Origin of the sequence: Nocardiopsis protaetiae (genome assembly GCF_045446735.1) — a bacterium.
GTDB lineage: Bacteria > Actinomycetota > Actinomycetes > Streptosporangiales > Streptosporangiaceae > Nocardiopsis > Nocardiopsis protaetiae.
Window position 1 is genome coordinate 1 of record NZ_JBJJBV010000421.1, and the last position, 4158, is coordinate 4158.

Genomic DNA, 4158 nt, shown 5'->3' on the forward strand with positions numbered 1-4158 from the left:
CTCGGTCCAGCGGCGCGGCCGTTCGCCCGGACAGGTGGTGGTGTGGGCCCTCGGCGGTGAGGTCACCCGCCCGGGTGGGCGGTGGCGCGGTTGCTCGTCCGGGGTGGGGCCGCTCAGCGGTGGCGCGGGTGCTCGGTCCGGCGGCGCGCGGCCGTTCGCTCGGGTGGGCGGCGGTGCGGGTGTTCGGCGGTGGGAGAACCCGGCGGTGGCGCGGCTGCTCGTCCGGGGTGGGGCCGCTCAGCGGCGGTGCAGGTGCTCGGTCCGGCGGCGCGGCCGTTCGCCTGGGTGGGCGGTGGCGCGGGTGTTGGGCGGTGCGAGAGCCCGCGGCAGGCCGCTCAGCGGCGGCGGGGGCGTTCGCCCGGGGGCGGGACCAGCTTGCTGGAGAAGAACGGGTCGGGTTCGGCCTTGCGCGGGCGGGGGCCGCCCCAGTGCTGCGGGCCCGGGTGCGGGGTGCGGTGCAGGGCCTCGGCGATGGCCGCGGGAGAGCCGCCGCGCTGTCGGGGCCGGGTCTCCGGCCTCGGCGCGTCGTCGTGGTCGTCGCGGCGCGCTCCGTCCGCATCCTTCATCCCGTGGCCCCCCGGATGGTGCTGCTGCTACCGCAGCCATCATCGGACGATCACTCTGCGTTGTCATCACGACACGGCGTTCCGGGGCGAAGTCCGTTCCGATGCCTGGCGAACGGCCGACCGGGTCCACGCGGCTCCGGCGGTTCACCGGGCTCGGTACTCGCGGCGGCGGCCAGAGGTGCTGTTGGCCGGATGGGATCGGCGCCGCCGGACGACGCGTAGAGGTGTGCGGGCCGAGGTGCACTGGGGCCCTGAATACGAACTGGGGTTCCTCCGAAAGGAGGAACCCCAGGCCAAACCGTGCGGCCCCAGCAGGATTCGAACCTGCGACACCCGCTTTAGGAGAGCGGTGCTCTATCCCCTGAGCTATGGAGCCATGGGTCGATCCGGGGCGGGCGCAGGTATGCGTTGCCCCGCCACCGGGCCAAGCCTAACCCAGGATGGGCGTACTCGGGGTGTTGAAAAGTGTCGCGGCCCCCCGGGTGGGGGACTCTGCGTGCATGGCGGAGTACTCTGACCTACGATTGGTTGTCCTGGTGGCGGTGTGATGTTGTTCACGAGGACTGTCGGGTTTGGTCTCGATCCGTCCCCGCGCACCATGCGCGGTCGGGTCGTGTGACCTACAACACCGCGATGACCAGCGACGACATCAGTGGCCGTGCGACGCGCGCGGAACGGGGAGCGGTGTCTCCCCGGATTTCGCGCGGCCCGGCCGGTCGTTCCCGTGTGACCGCAAGTGGACATGTAGTACGTTGCCTTGCGGCCACGCGTAGGCGTTCGAGGATGAGAAGTAGCCGGAGGAACATTCGTGCCGTTCACCTCTGATCCGGTGCGGCGGGAACCCCGCGTATCGGAGCCGACGGGTGGTGGGCCGTCCGCGGTCCCCCACCGTGCCTGGCACACCGGGATCGCCCGGGCCCTCACCCTGCTGCTGATCACCGGTCTGGTCGTGGTCCCGCCGCCGCCGGTGGTGATCGCGCCGGCCGAGGCCAGCCTGGAAGAGCTGCGCGAGCAGGCCGAGCAGGCCGCCCAGGAGCTGGAGGAGGCCACCGCCGACTACACGGAGCGGCAGGAGGCGCTGGAGGAGGCCCAGAGCGAACTCGTGGAGACCATCCACGAGCTGCAGCAGACCGAGCTGGAACTGGGCGAGATGCGCGAACCGCTGGCGCAGCTGGCCAGCACCCTCTACCAGCAGCCCAGTGCCGGGCCGCTGGGCATCCTGGTCGCCGGGGACCTCGACGAGGACCTGCAGACCCAGTCCTACGCGGCCAAGCTCTCGGAGAACAACGAGGCGCTCATCCAGGACGCCACCGACCTGCGCGACGAACAGGTGGGGCTGGCCGGGCAGGCCCAGGAGCTGCAGACCACGACCCAGCTGGAGCAGGCGGCCCTCGGGGCCGAGGTGGAGCGGCTGCGCACCCGGTCGGAGGAGAGCACCCAGGCGCTCACCGACGAACTGGAGGCGCGCGGCATCGACCCCGACTCGTACATGGCCGCCGCCAACTGCGACCCGAGCAAGGCCGAACTGGCCAACGGCTACCCCAACGGCCTGCTGCCGTCGGAGGCCCTGTGCGCGCTCTACGACGACAAGTTCCTGCGCGCCGACGCCGCCGTGGACTTCCTCGAACTCAACGTGAAGTACATCGAGCGCTTCGGCCAGAACATGTGCATCAACAGCGCCTACCGCGACCTGCCCAACCAGCACCGCGTGTACGCCGAGCAGCCCCCCGGCTTCGCCGCGGTCCCGGGTACCAGCAACCACGGCCTGGGGCAGGCCATCGACCTGGGCTGCGGCATCCAGAACTTCCGCTCGGAGCAGTGGAACTGGATGGAGACCAACGGCGCCGACCACGGCTGGATCCACCCCGCCTGGGCCAAGTCGAGCCCGTTCGAGCCCTGGCACTGGGAGTACACCCGCTAGACGCGCGCTGTGGACCCGCGCGGGCGCGGGTGCTCCGGGGGCGGCCCGTCGGGCCGCCCCCGCGGCGTGTCAGACGGCGGTCTCGGGGACGACCTGGCTGGTGCAGGCCGGGCAGCGGTCGGCCTTCTTGTTGATCTCGGTGAAGCAGTGCGGGCACTCGCGGTGGGTGGCCTCCTCCGCCTTGACGAAGCGCTCCATCAGCTTGGCGATCGGCATCACCACGAAGAAGTAGACGATCGCCGCGGTGAGCAGGAACGAGACCGCCGCGTCGATGAACGCGCCGTACAGGAACCGGCTGCCGTTGATCTCGAAGTAGAGGTCGCTGAAGGTGGGGACCCCGCCGAAGATGCCGATCAGCGGGGTGATGAACCCTTCCGTGAACGCGGTGACCAGGTTGGCGAAGACCGTGCCGATCACGACCGCCACCGCGAGCTGCACCAGGTTCCCCTGGAGCAGGAACTTCTTGAATCCATCCATGGCGAAAGCCCTACATATCTCGTACGTGCTGTGCGGAACGCGCCCTCCACCGGGGGGTCGGTGCCCGCACACGCCGGGGGCACGGGGGTGACGCGGGCGGGGCGCCCGGCCAGCTTTCACCACAAAAGGTCAGTGGTCAACTGCGCATGGTGATGAACAGAAGGTCAGCGGTCAACCGCGAATGGTGATCGACAGCCGGGAGTCGACGGCGCGCCCGGCCAACTCCCGGGCCTCCTGGGGGCTGGCGGCGATGAGGATCAGCGCCCCGCCCTCGCCGCCGTGGCCGGTCTCGGGCGGCACGGCCAGCACCGGCCGGTCCCCGACCACCTCGGCGGCCGGTCCGGCGCGGGCGGGCGCGAACTCGTCGCGGCCCTGCGCCGCCAGCACGTCCACCCGGTCGCCGGGGGAGAGCAGCGCCACCGCCCCCGGGTCGGCGACCCGCACGGGCACGGCGACCAGGTCGCCGCCGTAGGGGAGGGCGGGCGGGTCCGCCAGCCGGGCGTTGGTGATGACCTCCCCGCGGCGCACGGGGGCGTTGAGGGTGCGGCCGGTGGTCGCGGCTCCCGCCTCCAGGGCGCCCCGCGGGGCGAGGGCGGCGGGCAGGGAGAGGGCGGCCAGGTCGCCGTCGGCCAGCGGCCCGGAGGCGTCCAGGTCGCGTGCGGCGACCAGGACCTCGACGGTGGCGGGCGGCGGCGGACGAACCGCCAGGACGGCGGCGATCAGTGCGGCGGCGGTCAGCAGGGCGGCGAGGGTCCGACGGTGCCGGTCCACGAAACGGGTGAGCGCGCCGCGGTGCCGGTAGGGAGGGCGGGGGGTCTCGGTCATGACCCCAAAATAAGGCCGCCGACCTGGCCTCGACCGGTTATCCACAGGCCCTTTTCCAGCCCACTGGAACCCGCCCGACACCCCCGCTCAGCGCCGGTCCGAGCCGTCCCTCGCCCCGGCGCATCGCGTGCCGGAGTCGTGCCTGGTTCCTCGGTGACTTGGGTCGGGGCACCGCCGTGTCCCGGGCGCGCCGCGCCCGCCGACCGTTCGGCGGTGGGGCCGGGCGCGGCTCTTCGGCGGTCTCGCTCCGGGTGCCGTCGGCCCCCGGGCGCGCCGTGCCGATGACGGCTTGGTGTGGGGGTGTGCGGTCCCTCAGGGGCCTCGGTCAGAGTCGTGTCGGGCTTCGGGCGCATCACGCCGCCGACCGCT

At 72.5% G+C, this 4158-nt stretch carries 4 protein-coding genes and 1 tRNA gene; 1 reads left to right on the forward strand and 4 read right to left on the reverse strand.

The genetic code is table 11. The annotated features are described in order from the left end of the window. Positions 1-335: 335 nt before the first annotated feature. A complete protein-coding gene (locus ACJOT3_RS33170; protein WP_406977088.1) occupies positions 336-566 on the reverse strand; it encodes a calcium-binding protein in 231 nt (76 codons plus the stop codon). Positions 567-869: 303 nt separating this feature from the next. Next, a tRNA-Arg gene (locus ACJOT3_RS33175) sits at positions 870-942 on the reverse strand. Positions 943-1374: 432 nt separating this feature from the next. On the opposite strand from ACJOT3_RS33175, the gene ACJOT3_RS33180 reads away from it, so the two are divergent. Beyond that, a complete protein-coding gene (locus tag ACJOT3_RS33180; RefSeq protein ID WP_406977089.1) occupies positions 1375-2487 on the forward strand; it encodes a D-alanyl-D-alanine carboxypeptidase family protein in 1113 nt (370 codons plus the stop codon). 69 nt (positions 2488-2556) lie between these two features. Here ACJOT3_RS33180 and ACJOT3_RS33185 read toward each other — a convergent pair whose 3' ends face one another. Both ACJOT3_RS33185 and ACJOT3_RS33190 read right to left on the reverse strand, forming a co-directional pair. Next, positions 2557-2964, reverse strand: a complete 408-nt coding sequence (locus tag ACJOT3_RS33185; protein ID WP_406977090.1) for an MscL family protein — start codon at positions 2962-2964, stop codon at positions 2557-2559. Positions 2965-3135: 171 nt separating this feature from the next. Further along, the gene (locus tag ACJOT3_RS33190; RefSeq protein WP_406977091.1) at positions 3136-3789 is read right to left on the reverse strand and encodes an SAF domain-containing protein; all 654 of its coding nucleotides are present in this window, start codon (positions 3787-3789) and stop codon (positions 3136-3138) included. Positions 3790-4158: the final 369 nt, after the last annotated feature.

Coding starts and splice junctions, on each gene's coding strand:
- ACJOT3_RS33170 (WP_406977088.1), bottom strand. CDS start 566: ATGAAGGATGCGGACGGAGCGCGCCGCGACGACCACGACGACGCGCCG.
- ACJOT3_RS33185 (WP_406977090.1), bottom strand. CDS start 2,964: ATGGATGGATTCAAGAAGTTCCTGCTCCAGGGGAACCTGGTGCAGCTC.
- ACJOT3_RS33190 (WP_406977091.1), bottom strand. CDS start 3,789: ATGACCGAGACCCCCCGCCCTCCCTACCGGCACCGCGGCGCGCTCACC.